This window comes from Sedimenticola selenatireducens, assembly GCF_007625115.1.
GTDB classification, from domain to species: Bacteria; Pseudomonadota; Gammaproteobacteria; order Chromatiales; family Chromatiaceae; genus Sedimenticola; species Sedimenticola selenatireducens_A.
Genome location: NZ_VMNH01000007.1, coordinates 173,028 through 188,311 on the forward strand (window position 1 = coordinate 173,028; position 15,284 = coordinate 188,311).

General features: G+C 47.5%; 13 protein-coding genes. 4 read left to right on the top strand and 9 right to left on the bottom strand.

The features are described from left to right. Nucleotides 1-300 precede the first annotated feature (300 nt). The 3 genes from FHP88_RS07965 (at nucleotide 301) to FHP88_RS07975 (ending at nucleotide 4,128) form a co-directional block, all read left to right on the top strand. A complete protein-coding gene (locus FHP88_RS07965; RefSeq protein ID WP_144358506.1) occupies nucleotides 301-1,032 on the top strand; it encodes an AAA family ATPase in 732 nt (243 codons plus the stop codon). Nucleotides 1,033-1,337: 305 nt separating this feature from the next. Continuing rightward, nucleotides 1,338-2,525, top strand: coding sequence for a sulfate adenylyltransferase (sat, locus tag FHP88_RS07970; protein WP_144358507.1), 1,188 nt, complete (start codon nucleotides 1,338-1,340; stop codon nucleotides 2,523-2,525). A 328-nt stretch (nucleotides 2,526-2,853) separates the two neighbouring features. After that, complete coding sequence (locus FHP88_RS07975) at nucleotides 2,854-4,128, top strand: bifunctional O-acetylhomoserine aminocarboxypropyltransferase/cysteine synthase (protein WP_144358508.1); 1,275 nt, start codon at nucleotides 2,854-2,856, stop codon at nucleotides 4,126-4,128. A gap of 72 nt (nucleotides 4,129-4,200) precedes the next feature. Here FHP88_RS07975 and FHP88_RS07980 read toward each other — a convergent pair whose 3' ends face one another. The 6 genes from FHP88_RS07980 to FHP88_RS08005 all read right to left on the bottom strand — a co-directional run bounded on the left by FHP88_RS07980 (nucleotide 4,201) and on the right by FHP88_RS08005 (nucleotide 7,965). After that, the gene (locus FHP88_RS07980) at nucleotides 4,201-4,572 is read right to left on the bottom strand and encodes a hypothetical protein (RefSeq protein ID WP_144358509.1); all 372 of its coding nucleotides are present in this window, start codon (nucleotides 4,570-4,572) and stop codon (nucleotides 4,201-4,203) included. A gap of 86 nt (nucleotides 4,573-4,658) precedes the next feature. Continuing rightward, nucleotides 4,659-5,162 (bottom strand): thioredoxin family protein, encoded by a 504-nt coding sequence (locus tag FHP88_RS07985; RefSeq protein ID WP_144358510.1) that lies wholly within the window; start codon nucleotides 5,160-5,162, stop codon nucleotides 4,659-4,661. 138 nt (nucleotides 5,163-5,300) lie between these two features. Continuing rightward, nucleotides 5,301-6,119 carry a mechanosensitive ion channel family protein gene (locus FHP88_RS07990; RefSeq protein ID WP_144358511.1) on the bottom strand — a complete coding sequence of 273 codons (819 nt, stop codon included), beginning with the start codon at nucleotides 6,117-6,119 and terminating at the stop codon, nucleotides 5,301-5,303. Between the two features lie 121 nt (nucleotides 6,120-6,240). Next, nucleotides 6,241-7,065, bottom strand: coding sequence for a hypothetical protein (locus tag FHP88_RS07995; protein WP_186297654.1), 825 nt, complete (start codon nucleotides 7,063-7,065; stop codon nucleotides 6,241-6,243). A gap of 16 nt (nucleotides 7,066-7,081) precedes the next feature. Further along, on the bottom strand, nucleotides 7,082-7,609 hold the full coding sequence (locus tag FHP88_RS08000) for an acyltransferase (RefSeq protein ID WP_144358513.1): 528 nt from the start codon (nucleotides 7,607-7,609) through the stop codon (nucleotides 7,082-7,084). 20 nt (nucleotides 7,610-7,629) lie between these two features. Beyond that, nucleotides 7,630-7,965, bottom strand: a complete 336-nt coding sequence (locus FHP88_RS08005) for a GNAT family N-acetyltransferase (protein WP_260843199.1) — start codon at nucleotides 7,963-7,965, stop codon at nucleotides 7,630-7,632. A 602-nt stretch (nucleotides 7,966-8,567) separates the two neighbouring features. Here FHP88_RS08005 and FHP88_RS08010 point away from each other — a divergent pair. Further along, on the top strand, nucleotides 8,568-9,191 hold the full coding sequence (locus tag FHP88_RS08010) for a lytic transglycosylase domain-containing protein (protein WP_144358515.1): 624 nt from the start codon (nucleotides 8,568-8,570) through the stop codon (nucleotides 9,189-9,191). Between the two features lie 19 nt (nucleotides 9,192-9,210). Here FHP88_RS08010 and FHP88_RS08015 read toward each other — a convergent pair whose 3' ends face one another. From FHP88_RS08015 to FHP88_RS08025, 3 genes are all read right to left on the bottom strand, one after another. After that, entirely contained in the window at nucleotides 9,211-9,549 is a 339-nt protein-coding gene (locus FHP88_RS08015) for a PilZ domain-containing protein (protein ID WP_144358516.1), read from the bottom strand. A 21-nt stretch (nucleotides 9,550-9,570) separates the two neighbouring features. Further along, a complete protein-coding gene (locus FHP88_RS08020; protein ID WP_144358517.1) occupies nucleotides 9,571-11,922 on the bottom strand; it encodes a DUF1631 domain-containing protein in 2,352 nt (783 codons plus the stop codon). Nucleotides 11,923-12,162: 240 nt separating this feature from the next. Continuing rightward, on the bottom strand, nucleotides 12,163-15,279 hold the full coding sequence (locus FHP88_RS08025; RefSeq protein ID WP_144358518.1) for an efflux RND transporter permease subunit: 3,117 nt from the start codon (nucleotides 15,277-15,279) through the stop codon (nucleotides 12,163-12,165). Nucleotides 15,280-15,284 lie beyond the last annotated feature (5 nt).

The window sequence follows — 15,284 nt, forward strand, 5'->3', positions numbered from 1 at the left end:
ACAAAATGTTGCGGGAATTGTGAGTGTTATCACCACGAAAGAGACAAAAATAGTCTAAAAATCAACTATCAGCCCCTGATTACTTGCCTTTAACTTTAATTCAGTTAATACTCATACGGCTATCTAAGAATGTAATGATACCAAGCAGGCGTAAAGGGGCGGTGATCTCTGAGTCTTGTTTGCGTTTCGGTATTCCGGGTCACAAGTAATGGATCAGAGAGTTCAAGTGGCCGACATGAGGGGGCGTATGTCAACGGACTGGCAGTCACCGCGTATTAATATAAACGGGGAAAGGGTTCGATGCACAATATAATGGTGCTCAACGCAAAAGGCGGTTGTGGAAAGACCACTATTTCTACTACATTGGCGTGCTATTTTGCAGGGCAGGGCTACAAAACTGCTCTGATGGACTACGATCCTCAGAATTCCAGTCATCATTGGCTGGAAATGCGTGACCCCACTCAACCCCAAATCCGTTCCATTGATGCTGCGCGTTCGCGTACAGGTATGACCCGCACCTGGCAGCTGCATACCGGTGTAGAGACAGAAGTTGTAATTATAGATACACCTGCTGGCGTTACCGGCGGGCAACTTATCGATCTTTTCAATAAGGCCGACACCATACTGGTACCGGTCATGCCCAATGTGATTGATTTACATGCGGTAGAAGGTTTTGTCGGTGAGTTGATGCGTTTTGCCAAGAACCGGTTACATGGCAAACGAATTGCCATGGTCATTAATCGAGTGCGATTTAAGACAGCCACGTATCAAAAGATCGAAGAGCTGGCTGAAAAGATGGGTATTCCACTGATTGGATCACTGCGAGATACTCAGAACTATGCCATTGCCATGGAATCTGGTCTGGGTATCTGTGAAATGAAGCAGAGTATCTCATCCAAAGACAGAAAACAGTGGCAACCCATCATCAACTGGCTTCACGAGGCTATCCCTGGAAAGGAGACGGCCAAGTCTTCAGCTTATCCAGATATGATGGGGTGGCAGCCAGAAGCCAAGAGCGTGGCTATCTCCTGATTCACCCCACTCTGCGTCATTGAACTCAATAATTTCCCTTTTAAATCAAGGCAGTATTTTTTTACTGCCCATATAAATATAAATTTGGGATAACCCACACTTCCATGTGGTAGGGTATGCCCAGAATTTAAACTGCACGGGATATCTGTCTGTTACCGCTCAGTCTATTTAGAGTTGTGTATCTTCTGCATATCTACGGCTATTATTCTGCTAAAAAATTATAACTACTTGATTACTAAGATTAAATAGTAAGCGGGTAAAAATTTTCTGATAAATGTTCTTTTGTTCTAAGGAGATCTTGAGACATGATTAAGCCTGTCGGATCCGATACCCTTCAGCCGCTATTTGTCTATGACACTGATAAACACCATGCACTGATGCATGAGGCTGAGTCTTTACCTTCGGTCATCATCAGTTCCCAGGCTGCAGGCAATGCAGTCATGCTGGGCGCTGGTTATTTCAATCCCCTGAAAGGTTTTATGACCGTAGGGGATGCCATGGGTTGTGCCGAAAACATGAAAATGTCAGATGGCAGTTTCTTCCCCGTGCCTGTGCTCTGCCTGCTAGAGAGCGTTGATGCCATTCAAGGCGCGAAACGCATCGCGTTACGCGATCCTAATGTGGAAGGCAATCCTGTTCTTGCTGTCATGGATATTACGGCTACTGAGCAAGTGACGGATGAGCAGATGGCCGTTATGACCAGTAAGGTGTATGGCACCTCTGATCCAGAGCATCCTGGAGTGGCTGCGTTTAATAGCCAGGGTCGCATTGCTATTTCAGGACCCATTCAGGTCCTCAGCTTCAGCTATTTCCAGAGCGATTTCCCTGATACGTTCCGTACTGCGGTGGAGATTCGTAACGAGATCCAGGAGCGTGGTTGGAAAACCATCGTAGCCTTCCAGACACGTAATCCAATGCATCGTGCTCATGAAGAGTTGTGCAAAATGGCAATGGATGCAGTCGACGCTGACGGCGTGGTAATTCATATGTTGTTGGGCAAGCTTAAGCCTGGTGATATTCCTGCCCCTGTTCGTGATGCCGCGATTCGTAAGATGGCCGAGCTCTATTTCCCACCCAATACCGTCTCTATCACAGGGTACGGTTTTGACATGCTCTATGCCGGTCCCCGTGAAGCCGTTCTGCACGCCTATTTCCGTCAGAACATGGGTGCTACCCATTTCATTATCGGTCGTGATCATGCAGGTGTTGGTGATTACTATGGTGCATTTGATGCACAGACGATCTTCGATAATGAGGTGCCAGTAGACGCACTCGATATTGAGATCTTCAAGGCTGACCATACTGCCTATTCCAAGAAGCTTAACCGCGTTGTGATGATGCGTGATGCGCCTGATCACAGCAAAGAAGACTTTGTTCTGCTTTCTGGCACCAAGGTGCGTGAGATGCTGGGGCAGGGCATGGCGCCTCCCCCTGAGTTCTCCCGACCTGAAGTGGCTGAAATACTGATGGCCTACTATCAGTCATTGAACTGATCGTTGAAACCCCTCTGAGGCCTCGGCATCAGAGGGGTTCATATCCCCGCTTATACAGGTATTCTGCGTGATTCCTACCGTTTTTTCCGGGTAGATCCCACAGCATGCAGTGATGCTAAACGACCCTAATGGACGTTGACCTTTAGTACCCCCTCTGTGCATCTATCACAATAGTCTAACTTACTGAATGTTAAGTAATAGATGATCATTCAGGACTATCCTGTATTAACCTTCTAGGTATTCGACAGGGAGTCGTTCCAACAGGTAAGATGCCCTACGCTTTCGCTATATTGCTTATACCCGAAAAAATAACCGGAGGAGTTGATAAATGAAGATCGAAACAGTGGCTATACATGGCGGTTATGAGCCGGATCCGACAACCAAAGCGGTTGCCGTTCCTATCTATCAAACCACCTCGTATGCCTTTGATGACACTCAGCATGGCGCAGATCTGTTCGATCTGAAGGTCCAGGGCAATATCTATACCCGGATCATGAACCCAACGACCGATGTACTTGAGAAGCGCGTTGCGGCGATGGAGGGTGGCATTGGTGCACTGGCGTTGGCCTCTGGTATGGCTGCAATCACCAATACCGTATTTACCCTGTGTGAGTCGGGTGACAATATTGTTACTACTACCACATTGTATGGGGGGACCTATAATCTATTTGCCCATACCCTCCCTCAGTTAGGCATTGAGGCACGATTCGCAGATCCAAAAGACCCCGAAGGGATGGCTGCCTTGATTGATGAGCGGACCAAAATGGTGTTCTGCGAATCTATTGGTAATCCTGCCGGTAACGTGGTGGATATTGGTGCTTTGGCTGATATGGCACATGCTAACGGTGTGCCGCTTGTTGTCGATAATACGGTTCCGTCCCCCTATCTGTGTCGTCCATTTGAACATGGTGCTGATATTGTTGTGCATGCCTTGACTAAGTACATGGGGGGTCATGGCACTACGATTGGCGGCATAATTGTGGATTCGGGTAATTTCCCCTGGGCAGACCACGCTGAACGATTCAAGCGGTTAAATACACCGGATGTTTCTTATCACGGAGTGGTTTACACGGAAGCGCTGGGTCCTGCGGCCTTTATTGGGCGCGCTCGTGTGGTTCCATTGCGCAATATGGGCGCTGCCATTTCACCCTTTAACAGCTTCCTTGTTTTACAGGGCTTGGAAACGCTTCCAGTGCGAATGGATCGCCATTGCGAAAATGCCATCGCCGTTGCAAATTACCTGCAGTCACATCCCCAAGTAGAATGGGTGCGTTATGCGGGTCTGGAAGGAAGTCCCGATAGGCCGTTGGTGGATAAGTACATGGGTGGACGGGCATCCAGCATCTTGTCATTCGGTATTACTGGGGGCAAGGAGGCTGGTGCCCGCTTTATCGATGCATTGAAGCTGGCAGTGCGTCTGGTCAATATTGGTGACGCGAAGACGTTGGCCTGTCATCCTGCCACAACGACACATCGCCAGCTTAATCCGGAAGAGCTGGCAAGGGCTGGTGTCAGTGAAGACCTGGTTAGATTGTCCATCGGTATCGAGCATATTGACGATATTATTGACGATCTTGCACAAGCCCTTGAGGCATCTCGCTAAAACAAAATGGGCGGTCAAGTGACCGCCCATTCGTTTTATACTTTATTATTTGTCTGGATGCTGTAAAGGCGTTTATTTGCCAAGGCGCTTTTTGTATACAGCAAGCGTCTCTTCAGCCTGCTTAACTTGTTCCAAGCTCATGGCAGATGAAGCCGCCAGTTTGAATTTTTCTGCATACTTGTCTCCGCCATGTTGTGCTAGCCCAAACCAAATATAGGCATTGATGTAATCTTTTTCAGTTCCAACACCATACAGATACATTCCCGCCAATTTACCGAAGGCATCAGAATCACCCGCATCAGCGGCCAGTTGGTACTGTTTAAATGCTTCAGCATAGTTGCCTTGCGCATAGGCTGCCAATCCGGCTTCAAGGTCCGCCTGTAAAGGCGCTGAAAACAGGGCTGCGAGGGCAAGCATTAAGAGACGTTTACGATAGGTTTTCATGATAGCTACCCGCAATGAAGGAATGCGCAATTTTACTGTAATCTGCACACACATTGAAGCAATCTGAAGAATTCTGAGGCCAAAGGTTACTTTTTGGATATATGCAGCCCTGCAGGAAGATTAGGAGCTGTCCTCGCGCGTAGAATAGATTGGTTCAATAACTGTTGGTAGGCTGCCACATCATTATAGCCAACGATCGGGTCGCCAAGTACCACGCCGTGCTGGTCGAGCAGAATGACTGTTGGCGTTGCGTACACATGATAACGGGAGACAAAGATACGACTGCGTACTGAGTCGCCATCAAAGTCGACAACTTTCCCACCACGGTCGATTTTAAATTCCCGTAAAAGAACGCGGTTCGTCAAAGTACCGTTTTCCAACATGGGATTGAGTACCTGTGTATTCAGCTTGTCGCAGTAATTACAGCTCTCAGAGCTAAATACCACCATGATTGGTTTGTCTTCTTTGGTGGCAATGGCCGCTTCAGCAGACCAATCGTCTACTTTTGACACATTGAGCGAGTCAGCATGAGCGAGGAGTGGGGCTAGTATCAGGGAGAGTATCGCAATGGCACTACTGAACAGCTTCACAAAGAGGGGTGTCCTGCATAACTATAATATTAGAAGATTATAATATATAATATAATTTATGCAAGAGAAGAATGAATAAATAAATAAGGAATAATGCGTGATCGCTTACCCACTTTTTGAGCAGGTAGGCGATCTCAATCAGGCTTCCTTACTGAGGTGAACATCCATCTGCGGATAGGGGATAGAGATTCCATTGTCATCAAAGGCCAATTTAATCTTTTCAGTAAGATCAAATTTAACACTCCAGTAATCGCCGCTCAGTACCCAGGGGCGTACATTGAAGTTGACACTGCTGTCGGCCAGTTCGCCTACCGCGACAAGAGGCGCAGGGTCTTTTAACACGCGTTCATCAGTCGCCAATAGATCGATCAAAATTTGCTTTGCCTTGCGGATGTCATCGCCATAACCGATACCAAACACCATATCAATCCGGCGTGTATCCCGGGCAGAAAAATTAGTAATCGTGCCGTTATAGATTGAGCCGTTTGGCACAATGACCTCACGGTTATCGCCCGTTCGCATAATAGTGCTAAAAATACTGATGGTTTCAACAACACCAGCAGTACCACCGGCTTCGACAAAATCACCTGTCTTGAAAGGCCGGAAGACGATCAGCATGACGCCAGCCGCAAAATTCTGTAATGAGTTCTGTAAGGCGAGACCGACGGCCAAGCCTGCTGCACCCATCAAAGCGATGAGTGAGGTCGTATCCACTCCCAGTTGGTCCATTGATGCGATGACAATGAACAGTAACAAGATGGCATGAGCAATCGAGACAACAAAATCGATGAGGATCTCATCCATCTTGCTCTTTTTGAGTAGCTTTTTGACAACCTTGAGCAGTATGTTGGCAACCCATCGACCGATGATAAAAGTAGCCAGGGCCAGGACAATATTAATGCCCCAGGGAATAACAAAAGTGGAAAGGATTTTCTCTATATCCATGAATTCAGGCATGTACAACTCCAATAATTGATCAGTTCAGTGTCAGTTTACTGGGTCATAATATAACAGACATATATCAGGTGATGACAGATGTCCTCGCGCGCTTAGGATGATGGGATGATTGTCAGGGGGCTTATTGAGTAATTTCTTCGACGAGTAATTCGATAGAGCGATCATCGCGGTTGTTTGTTTGTGTCTCCCTAAGCAGTCCCTGGTTCGCTTGTCGCACCTGTTGATTGATGCCGCCTATAGCGATCCACTCCCCTAATTTACCAGAGACCATGGTCTGTGCTTGCTGAATGTCATAGTTTTCCTGTCGATTGCCGGGTCGAATCATATGGGGGCTGATTTCAAGCGTTACCTGTTCCCCATTGAGTCTTGGGATGACATAAAATCCACTGGTGACATTTTTATAGCGGGTGGTTATCTGTTGATGAATGGTGTTGTTGTTGATGGTGGTAGTCTGTTCTGGAACTGGAACGGATTGACCTGTGGTTATAAAGGCTGAATGCCCCTCCAAAACCTGCAGTCTGTGAGTGGCATCAAGGTTGCTTTTGGTTTGTGAATCCCTGATTTGGTAACGAACAGTGTTGTCATTACCAGGGTTACCCACTACCACCTTGGCATGTTTACCCACCACCAGATTGATATCCGCTTGCGTTCTGCGCTGGTTTAATTGATGGCCGGTTGCCTGCCTCACAGAAATCATCAATCGTCTGGGGGGGTGGTCCAGGCGTTGTATCACCTTACGTATTTCAACAAGATTTGCAGGGGAAGTGCGAATGATCAGCTGATCATTCATGCCCGCAATAGAACCGTCCTTATCAATGAATGGCCTGAGGATGGGAATCATCTCAGCAGTGGGACGGCTTTGCAGTTGTATGATCTCCAAAGGGTAATCGGCAATTACGCTGCTACTGCAGAAAAGGAGAAATAGGAGAAAAAAAAGCCGGGACATAACGGTACCTTTTATACTAGAGATAGAGCCGCCGAAGTGCACTTTCAGGTTCACTGCGTTCCCACACATCAGAGAAAAACTCCGATAATAATTTTGCTTCAAGTCGGTCGCAGAAGTTTGCCTCTCCTTCGTAACGGTCAGCTTGTTTTCGTCGAATGTAGCCAGTTTTATCAATGACCATGAAGTTTTCTGTATGATCCAGAAAGTCTGTATGGGGACGTCTGATCTCAATTTTGCTGGTTAATCTCCTCGCTAATTCGAGCAGTCGATGTCCCCCGCGTTGGACCTTTTCGCTGTTTTGAATCAAAACGCGAATAGCGATACTGCGTTGGTGTATGGCTAATGATTTTAAGGCTTCAATAAACTCAGTCTGATCATAGAGTGGTTTATCCAGGTCATACGTGAATATGTCAATATGATGAGAGGCCTGTTGAGCCATATGTAAACTGGCATACTGAAACTGAACTCGCCCCTGAAGCAGAAGCCGTTCACTGTGTTGACCTAGGATCGAGTCGGTGATTGCACTTTTCTTTTCGTTGTCCATGCTAATTTCCACATACTGTCTTAGTCGGTTTTTTGTTCCATGCGTTGATGGGGTATCCCGGCTTCCATGAACTCATCACCCGTACAATGAAATCCATGTTGTTGATAAAATGGGATAGCCTTTGTTTGCGCATTCAAAAAAAGGGGTGCTATCTGATGTTGGCTGGCAAGTTGTAGGAGCTTTACCAATAATGCACTACCGACTCCTAAGTTACGCCATGGGCTTAGCACCGCCATGCGGCCAATCTGCCCTTCTTGTGAGATACGCCCGGTACCGATACCCGCTCCGGTATTATCAACGGCGAGTACATGCAGTGCCTGTTCATCCTTATCATCCCACTCCAGGGCTTTGGGCACTTTTTGCTCTATGATAAATACGTTTTCTCTAATCGTCCGCAGTATGGATTTATGTTGATTCCATACAGCAAACTGAACCCTGTAATCATGGCAGGGCATGGAAGCCTCGTGTCTGTGGTGGTTGAATGCATATAAAGTATAGATGAGATGAGCGGGAATCTGAATTGTATCTATGGCCGATATTCAAGATCTGTCGTTTTTGGCCGATGCATGTAGCTGAATGAAGTAGTATCTGGGCATAGATGGATTAATGACAACGGCCCGGGTAGGAATCTTGCGGGAGGGTGGCCGTTGCCATCAACCATCAGGTTCTATAGTGGATGAGTGTGTACTCCATGATTGTGTTGATGGTCACAGAAAATAACAGCAGTAAGTTGGTGTAGGCGTTGCCGTTAAATTTTGTGCGTTCTGCACGGTAAAGTTGCTACCGGGGTATCAGCGCTACCGTTTGTTGGACCTGATGATGAGCAAGAAACAGCTCAAGTTTGTCTTGATGGAAGAAATCGGGCTATTATTCATCAGGTAGACCCACTAAAAACTGCAATAGGTTGATTTTAATAGCGTTGTTAACTGAGCGACGAAAAGGCAGTCATGTGCAAGCAATGAAGTCAAAAATGTGTCTATTGGCGGTGATGGCGGCAATGGTTGTTTCATCATCCGTCAGCGCTGAAGTCTTCAAGTATGAAGACCGGCAGGGTAGGTTGCACTTTACAGATCGGCCTATGAAAGGCCAGGGATATCGTCTGATATGGCGTTCTGGCACATCAAGTAACACCGGTTCTCGGATTGATACCTCATCCATCAATCGAAATCGTATCCGCTATACGCCCCTGATTGAAGAGATTGCCCACAAGGTTCGTTTAAAGCCGGCACTGCTACATGCCGTTATCGAAGCTGAATCGGCCTATGATCCCCGCGCGCTGTCGCGCACAGGGGCCAAGGGGCTGATGCAGTTAATGCCGGGTACGGCTCGGCGTTATGGGGTTTATGACAGCTGGGACCCTAAGTCTAATCTCGCAGGAGGGGCTACCTATTTGCGTGATCTACTGGTGATGTTTGAACATGACCTCCGGTTAGCCTTGGCGGCCTACAACGCAGGAGAGAACGCGGTAAAGAAGTTTGGCAATAAAATACCGCCTTATCCGGAAACACAGGCCTATGTGACCCGTGTACTAACCTTCTATCGGGAGAATCAGGCATCGGGAAAATATGCCTTGCTCGATTGAAGTCCTGGTAACTTTTATTTTACTCCCGCCAATCCCCAATCAGTGTGCCAATAACGGCTAAATCTGCCTCTGAAATATCGATAATGTGGAATCCCATCCAGCGTTGAGCTGAACCTTCAACCTCTTGTACCCAGAGGCTCTCAGCGCCAACCTTGATTACCTGGGTACCTACACCCTCTGATTCAAATGAGATCTTGAACTGGAACACATAGTTTTCAGGCAATGACTGGGTCGTGATCATCATGAAACCACTTAACGAAATATTGACCAGATTGCCAATGATTTGATCGGTTTCAATATCGAGTATATCAATCCGTGCATCACAAACTTTACGTGGTTGGGATCGTTTATCGGGCATTACAGTGTTCCTTATCCAGTTCTAGGTAGCAGGGTGCATACCCACTGATTTTTGTAGAATACGGTGTATGGTGTTTAGCGCCTTGGTGACGAAAGGTATGCCGTTTGATTTTATGATGCTGGCCTTACCTTCGCACAGCTGTTTTGCAAGCTCTTCCGAAGGGGTGATATAGGCCTGGATGCCAAATCGATCTACGAACATATACTTATGCGTGATTGGGCTAAACCAGGAGAGCTTCAGACGACGCAACTTATTATTGTCATCCATTAGCTCAAACCAGGTGCCAAACTTAATCTTTCTGAGCGTCTGCTGCATTTCCAGCTCCTCCTCAGATATGGGTCGTTCTTCTTCGTCCCCTTTTTTTTGCGCACGTTTTTCGTTTGCCACGGGCCTAATAATAGGCTCTGAGACTTCTACAACCGCTTCAGGCTTCTCTGTTTCTATCGGTTCGCCTTGGCGGTCTATCAACACGGCATCCAGTAGTTTGAAAAGGGCATGACTGTCTGGGTGATGATAATTACCCAACGAGGTCAGCCCAGCCTTTATATGTTGCGTAAGGTTTTTATGGTTGTTAATGAGCCACTGCTTTATTTTTGGATTTCGCTTGGCCTCAATAACCCTTGCAAGGCTGTCAATAACAGCCAGCGCTGAAGTCCACTCCTTACTTTTTTCAACCTCTGGGTCACGCAGTAGCATTAATATCATGCGGTCTTGCCAGGCATGGTAGAGGAATCGGTCCAGCACCGGATGAAGGCTGTGGCCTTTTACCCGCTCCTTAATAATGTCGCTGGCTTTTTTTCTTGCAGTTTCCAGGCGTTCACGCCCTTTGGCCGCTTCTTGATTCCGCTCTTCCAGGATTTTTGCGCGACTCTCAAGCTCATCGACCTGTTTGCTGAGTTTATAAAACATCTCATTAAAAATAGAGGTCTCATTTTTAAATTCACTCAGTATCGCCTTTACGATCTCCTGGGTTGGGTAGTAGATGCCACGTCGAAGGTCTTCTTCATCAATCCAGCGTTTAGCTGAATCAATCATCAGGTTGAGTAGTTGCCGAGCAATATGCTCCTCATCCGTCATAAACAACTTGTCCAGGATGGCTACTTTTAAAAAGGGTGTGTGCAGATGGCTGATCAAGGCCTTGGCAATATTGGCTAATCCCTCCTCATTCAACACTTGCTCAAACAACATGCCGACCAGCTCAATGGTATCAAGATCCGCTGTGGGAACCGTGTCCTTGTCCAGCTCTTTCAGGAGTTTTGCGCGTTCTGATTCCAGTGTTTGGCGAACGTTTTGGATCAGATTGGTATCCAATTCAATGGATTGAGGTATGCCTTCTTCGCTGTTTGGATCAGGCAAATAGTCAGCCTGTCTTTGGGGTTGTATAAAGTCGATAACCTGTGCAATTGCCGGAGCACTCTTCAGTTGGGCCGTGTTACCTCCAGGTACAAATTCCGGATGATTCCTGAAACTTGGATCGGCGGCTCGACGTGCAGTCAACAGGTCATGTATTGAGTGAAACAGCTCCTCACCCAGCGCCATGCCGCCTCTGTTTGAATTGGAGCTACTTTGCTGTGCTGAGGCTTGTTGGGTCGGTCGGTAACCCTGTTGCGTGGATGCTTGTTGTGGTTGCTCCTCCAGAGGGTTCTCTGGTTGAGCGGGTTTTCCTTGGGTACTATTGCTGGGGGGAATGATCGAGCTGAGCTTTAGATTCGGAAAGATGCCTTCCTCGATCAGCCGGTCATTAAGACCTTTGTAGATGCTCCCGGCATCGCCAAGTACAAATTTCCCAAAGAGAAAATAGAAAATTAACAGAATCTGTTTATCGACATCCAGTGCTTCAGCGGCCTTTTGAAAGGCCGTTGCCGTGTGGGCCGGACAGGCAGGTATATCATCTTCTGCCAACTTTTTTCCGCCGCGCAGTACTGCCATACGCTTACCGAGGGCAAACAGTTCCTGGTAGCAGTTATTCTGCACTTTAGAAATCATACTCTGGATTGCGAGATGCTCTTCAAGTGCATCGTTATCAATCATTTCCAGTTCAATTTCACCCGTTTGGTCAGCGGGAGAGTTGGGATAACTGATATGTTTGCCCTGGTTAAACTCCTTAAAGCCTTTTTCGATTGACTCCCTGAAGTCATGTTCAATGACATCCCTGAGGGAGAGAATATGATTGATCGAATCAAAGAATTTGACTTGAGAGGCGTTCGTTTCGGCCTTTTTGGCGAAGTCTAGAAAAACGGGTTCAACCTGATCGAAAAGCTCATTTAGTTGGGTGGTGAGATAGACCATCACCATGTCCTTGCATTCGCTTAAGAGCTTCTGGTGTTTTTTGGGTGTCTGAGTGGCCGCTGTGTTATTAGACAACTCTTCCATATGCTGCTTCCTTGACGCCTTATTCACTGCCCTTGGATTAACTACTGTTATCGGCCAGTAAATGGCGTGCTTTAATTATCACCTCATCAGCCCATCTTTACCTCTATTCAGTAGTGTTATCAAGGTTGTAATGACAATGAGCCCTAATTAATTATCACTATAGCGGTTTGCCAAGTAGAAAGCTGCAATAAAGAATTAAAGAACCAGGAATAATGTTCTGTATCGATAGGCCCCCTATTTTTACTCGGCTGAGGAAAGGACTGTGGTGGGTGTGAGCTTGATCAAAAATGCCAGCAAGGCCGGGACAACAAAGAGTGTAAGTAGGGTGGAGAGCGCGAGTCCACCAAGAATGACGCTGCCAAGACCCCTGTAAAGTTCTGTGCCGGATCCCTGCGCCACAACTAGCGGCAATAAGCCAAACAGGCTGGTGGTAGTGCTCATGAAAATGGGTCTAATACGTGTGCGCACGGCATTAGTGATTGCTTCAAGACCTTGAAAACCTTCGTACCGAAGATTATTAAGGGTCTGGTGAACAATCAAAATAGCGTTGTTTACAACAGTGCCTACCAGAATGATAAAGCCGAGCATTACCAGGATGTCGAACGGTTGTGGGGCAATGAAGCTATCAACCAGTTTAAGCCCGATAAAGCCTCCTGCCGCAGCGAGTGGTACGGAAAAAAGTATGATCAAGGGGTAGATATAGTGACCGAACAACGCGGACATCAACAGATAGGTAATGACCACGGCCATCAGCAGGTTCCATTGCAGTGCGATGCGTGTTTCGGTGAGCTTATCGGCATTTCCACCTACAGATACTTTTACACCGGAGAGCTTGTTTTCTTGTAGCAATTTTGGCACAAGCTGGTCAGAGATCGTCTCCATGGCAGCCTGTAGTGGCATGGCGTCAGGGGGGGTGACTTGCAAGCGGATATTTCTCTTGCGCTCCAGATGGTCGATTTGAGTCATGCCTTGGGCATACTCAATGCTTGCGATGTCGCCGACCCGGACCAACTCCCCGTATGGATTGGCGATGCTACGTTGGAGTAGGTCTTCGGGGGTGTTAGTCCCGTTCTGACCGCTTTTTATAACCAGATCCATGACCTTTTTGCCATCTGGCTTGTACTCACCGATCTTTCTGCCGTCCATTAAAATATCGATATAGATACCCAGTTCCCGCTCGGTTAGGCCGTTGGCAAGTACGCGTGAGCGATTCGGAATCAGGTTGGCCTCCGGATAGCTGATCTCCAGGGAAGGAACAGGGCGTACCTGGGCCTCAGGAATCGCCTGTTTGATCGCGCCAAACAGCGCCCGGGCCGCCGTTACAATCTCTTCGGTTTCGATCCCCGATACATTGACATCTACTGTACGGCCCTCACCAATGCCCGATTCAAAAATGCCGCGTTGTATACTGACACCAAACATCCCGGGTATGGCGTTCATCACCCGCGTAAACAGAGGCATCATGCCCCGAGCCTCGGTGACATGTACGCTGGTGCCACCGAACAGGGTGACCGCATCCGAAGCCACATAAAAAATGTTACTGATCTGCGGGATACCATCTTTTCTATCTTCGCTTAGATAGGGAGCGAGCTGCGTGTGAATGTATTCACCAATCTCCAGACGTTTCTGTTCAGAATAACCGGGTGGTGGAACCAGTATATTCAGTATCAGATTTCGATTGCCCTGTGGCAGATACTCGGCCTTAGGGAGTAGTGTAATTACTGCGACGACGGATAGCGTGGTAAACAGACCTACGGTCAGCAATCGGGAAAAGCCATTTTTTAGTGTTGCCCTCGAAAAAAACATTACAGTGCGAACAAACAAGTTGCCGTTCTCCAGTGTGGCGATCTTCTCTTCAACGGGGCGTTTAGCAAAACTGTAAAGTTTGTTGGTTACAGCTGGAATAACTGAAATAGATACGAACAGACTGATGGTAATTGATGCGGTAATCGCAATGGCGATGTCGCGGAACAGTTGTCCTGCTTCCTCTTCAATAAAGAGCACAGGTAAGAATACGGCGACCGTGGTTAATGTGGATGCCAACACGGCCCCCCAGACTTCACGAGTGCCATCATAGGAGGCCTGGAAGGGTGTTTTCCCCATCCTGCGATGCCGGTCAATATTCTCCAGAACGACAATCGAATTATCGACCAGCATACCGACAGCAAAGGTGATGCCTGCCAGACTCATTACGTTGATATTACGATCAAACAGGTACATAAAGAAGAAAGTGCCCATCACCGATATGGGAATGGCGATGGCGACAGTCAACGTCGAACTTGCTGAACGAAGAAACAGTAACAGCACCACAATGGCGAGTATTCCACCAATCATTAGATTGGTTTTAACAGTGTCAATCGAGGTATTGATGTAAGGGGCCTGATCGTACACCCAGTCGAAGAAGAGGTTGTTATCGTTTAACAGTGTGCTGTTCAAGTCTTCGACGACCAACCTCATCTGCCGGGTCAATTCAAGCACGTTGGCGCCGGCCTCTTTTCTGATGCCGACGACAATCATGGGTTGGCCATTATGTAGAACGGCAGGAGGGTTGGCCGCATAGCCAAACCCCGCTTCAGCCAATTCCTTCAGGTATACCCGGTGAAGCCCATCATCCACCAGCAGGGTTTCGCCCACTTCTTCCGCAGATTGGAATTGGCTGGTGGTACGTATCCGATAGTTACGTTTGGACAGACCGAGTACACCGGCTGAAGTGTTGTTATTGGCGCTCTGAATTCGTCCTATGATTTGCCCTAGGGTGATTTGATGCGCTGCCAGTCGCTGTGGATCAACATTGATTTCAAGACGCTTATCGCTACCCCCAAATATAAACAGGGAGCCAACGCCGGGTACACGTTCCAGTAGATGTCTTACTTCATTGTCAAAGAAGGTACGGTAGGTGGTGATAAGCTCTGGATCGCCCGATTTGGTCTTTAGCATCATCCAAATAACGGGCGAACTCTCCTCACCTGAGGTGCTGGCAACAGGTTTGAGTGCATTTTCCGGATACTCGGTAACTTCATTCAGCTTGTTTGATACCTGGACCATGGCATCATTTAGATTCATGCCTACTTTGAAGGTCAGGCTGATGGTCCCGTAATCATTAAAGCTTGAACTCTCCAGGACCGACAAATTCGGTACGCTCTTCAATACCTCTTCCTGTTTCTCAATGATCTCCTTTTCAATTTCATACGGACTTGCACCCGGCCAGGAGGTGCGGACGCTGATCTTTGGAGCTTCAACATCCGGCGTGAGCTGAACGGGCAGACGGGTTAATCCAATCAGGCCAAATAAAATGACCAGAATGACCACGGCAAAGGTGGAGACCGGTTGCTGAATTGAGTGTTTTACAATGTCCATTGTCT